This is a genomic window from Bartonella propinqua, assembly GCF_047263965.1.
Taxonomy (GTDB): domain Bacteria; phylum Pseudomonadota; class Alphaproteobacteria; order Rhizobiales; family Rhizobiaceae; genus Bartonella.
Genome location: NZ_JBLEBK010000021.1, coordinates 1 through 2,921, shown reverse-complemented (window position 1 = coordinate 2,921; position 2,921 = coordinate 1). Strand labels below are relative to the sequence as shown.

Annotated in this window: 4 protein-coding genes and 1 pseudogene; all 5 read right to left on the bottom strand. The window is 44.7% G+C overall.

Annotation, left to right across the window (positions count from 1 at the left end; translation table 11 throughout):
- On the bottom strand, positions 1-767 hold a 767-nt coding region (locus tag ACMFKV_RS07035; protein ID WP_413154905.1), incomplete at its 3' end, for a major capsid protein.
- A 12-nt stretch (positions 768-779) separates the two neighbouring features.
- Complete coding sequence (locus tag ACMFKV_RS07030) at positions 780-1,148, bottom strand: head decoration protein (RefSeq protein WP_413154904.1); 369 nt, start codon at positions 1,146-1,148, stop codon at positions 780-782.
- A gap of 1 nt (position 1,149) precedes the next feature.
- Positions 1,150-1,416 (bottom strand): hypothetical protein, encoded by a 267-nt coding sequence (locus tag ACMFKV_RS07025; RefSeq protein ID WP_413154903.1) that lies wholly within the window; start codon positions 1,414-1,416, stop codon positions 1,150-1,152.
- Entirely contained in the window at positions 1,380-2,498 is a 1,119-nt protein-coding gene (locus tag ACMFKV_RS07020) for a S49 family peptidase (RefSeq protein WP_413154902.1), read from the bottom strand. Before ACMFKV_RS07020 ends, ACMFKV_RS07025 begins: the two co-directional genes overlap by 37 nt.
- Positions 2,488-2,921: pseudogene (locus ACMFKV_RS07015) on the bottom strand (phage portal protein); the annotation flags it as partial. The gene ACMFKV_RS07020 and the pseudogene ACMFKV_RS07015, both read right to left, overlap by 11 nt.

Genomic DNA, 2,921 nt, shown 5'->3' with positions numbered 1-2,921 from the left:
CCAGCAAAATCAAAACTACCAAAGCTCCCTGCCCCAATAGCACTTGGTGTTGCAACACCTTTTGCACTGTTTAATGTCTGTGCCATCGCTGTATTTAAATAGGTTTCACGAATGGTTTTGTGGTTTTTTAACTTGGAAAAGAATTCATTTCCACAAAGCCCTATAATGCGCGAACGATCCGTAAAGGCACCACTTGAAGCTTCAATCATTTTCATAATCACTTGATCGACAATATCAGCAACATCTGTCTCCTCTTTGTTCAGTTGAAAGTCGAGTGGCTCTGGTGGCTTGATTTCCCATTCCTTATACCAATCGACAATCACTGATCCGTCTGCATCAAGAACAACACCTTGAATAGCCCCAAGCTGCATATTTTCCCATGTCAGCTCAATTTCAGAAATCAGCTTCTTTTGTTTTTGAGCAATATATTTCATTGCCGTTTCGAGTTGATCTTCTGTACCAAATTCCCGACGATTTTGGATTTCTTCTGATTTTACAGTATCACTCTTGGCAATACGGGTTGTTTTAAAAAACCGAAGATTACGATACCCTCTGTCCCCTTCAACTAAAGGAGCACCGCGTTCACTCGTTTGAATCAGTGACAAGGTATTGTCACGCCTTTCAATGCCTACAACTGTCGTGCTGGTTTCAACTTCCTCAAAAAGATTAAGAGAACTGATCAGGCTTGGCTGAAACTCATAATTTTCAATTGCTTTCATCATTGTTGCCGCTGAGAAAGCATCATGTTTAAAAAAGTTCATATCCATGTGCGCATGCTCCTATCGCAACAGTATTTTGTTTTTTTGTTCTAAAGATTTAATGGCTGTTTCTTTTTGCTTATCCGTCATGACACTTGGCCATAACAATTCAGATGCTTTCACACTACACAAGCGCACCGTAATGACTCCCCGCCGATCCCCACTGGTTGCATCAACATTGGCATAAGAAATGCCTGCTGGTATCTGGCTTCCATCTACAGCAGTGGGACGAAACGGTACATATTTCCCCGTTGTCGTCACCATACCCATGACAGTTCCTGCCGCAATCTCTGCCCCTGATGCGAAGGTAACCTCTTCATTTGATAAATCGGGATCATAACGCCCAAGATATGCGCTATCACGCGTGTCTTCATAAAAAATATTGCTCATTTTACTTCCTTCCTACGACTGCTTTCCAAGCTTGTTGCCATTTTGCATGAATTTTTTCTTTGCTATTCCCATCACCATGAGAAGCATAAGGGGATGCTTTTAAAGACGCACTCTTGGAGGAAGCTGCTATCAAAACAGCATGACGGGCTTTCTCTACACTCATCCCATTGTTAATAGCTTTCGCAGCATCAAAAGATACACCCAAACGCTTTGCTTGCTTTTCAAGATTTGTTAATGCGCGTGCACGCTTTCTCTCTTGTTCACGCACGGTCTGAATGTTTTTGCGCGTGTCTTCATCATCATCTTCTTCGTCTTCTCCTTCTTCGTCATCTTCGTCGAAGGCTTCGGCATTAACATCGATGTCGTCTTCTTCTTCATCGGTGACGTCGAGAATTTCTTTTTCCTCATCCTCCTGGATAATCTCTTCTTCGGCTCGGTATTTTGTGCGTGCCATGGGTTTACTCCTTCTTCATCTATTGCTGTTGGGGGGTGTTTTATGGAATCCATCAAGGCTTCCAAAGCCTGCGCAAATGTACCTTGCGCATCTGCTAATCCAAGCCTAATTGCTTGAATGCCTATAAAAGTGTCTGCTTTCGTCTCTCGAATGGCAGCAGCACTCATGGGTCTGTTTTGCGCAACCAAATCGACAAACATATCGTAGAGAAGTGCACAATCTGCTTGCATTTTTTCAAGCGCTCTCTCGGCTAATGGCTCATGAGGGTTGCCATGGACTTTGTGGTCACCCTCAAAAACAAATGTCCATTTATACCCCTGTTTTTCATCCGCACGGGATTGGTCAAGATGGGCACAAACAACACCAATCGAACCCACAACCCCCGTGCGTGCAATCCAAATTTGAGATGCTGCGCAAGCAAGCGCATAAGCCGCAGAGCAAGCAAATTCATTGGCATGTGCCCAAATGGGTTTGTTATAGACTTGCGAAAGCATGCGAAACTCTTCGACCAAATCAAACACACCGCCTGCTTCCCCGCCACCGCTATCAATGTCTAATAAAACAGCCCGAACATCAGGCTGTGCAATGGCTTCACGAAAAGAGTGCCCCAAACCTTCATAAGAGGTCAGTCCTGACACAGCACCAAGCCATGCACCACGGCGCACGAGCGTGCCATGAATGGGGATAATCGCAACATTGCCCCGCACCACATAAGCTTCAGGGAGAGGTAAAGCTGCCACGTCCTTTTCCGAAAAAGCTCCAACCGCAAATTTCTCCCCTTCAAAAAGACGCGGAGCAAGCGCATTCAAAATGACATCAAGCTTTGTGGAGGCAAGCATATGAGGCACACCAAAAAGGCGTGATGCCACAAAAGGCAGATCAAGGTTATTCGCCATGGCTTTGTGCCTCGCTGCCTTGATTGCTCTCATAGTCATCGTCAGAATCTTCAGAATCAATGGCTTTATAATCAATAGAAAAGTCTGCCATATCCGTATCAAAGGATAAGCCGCGCTCTTGAGCATCTTTGCGCTCTTCTTCAAGTTCGATGTGAATGGTGTCAATGTCAAAACCGCGTTCAGCAAGCGCCATACGCCGTGTCTTCAACCCCGCTCGAATTTCTTCTTTCTCTGCTGAAATATCCTTGCTTGGATCAATCATTTCGAGAGGCGGTGCAAAGCTTTCACATTGTATCCACGGCAAATAATCCTCTTCCCATCTTGGTAAATGAACACGTCCAGAAAGCACTGCCATTTCAACAAAACGTTCCCAAACAATGCGGTTGAACTGAAAGGCTATAATATGTTCGCGCCATTGTTTGA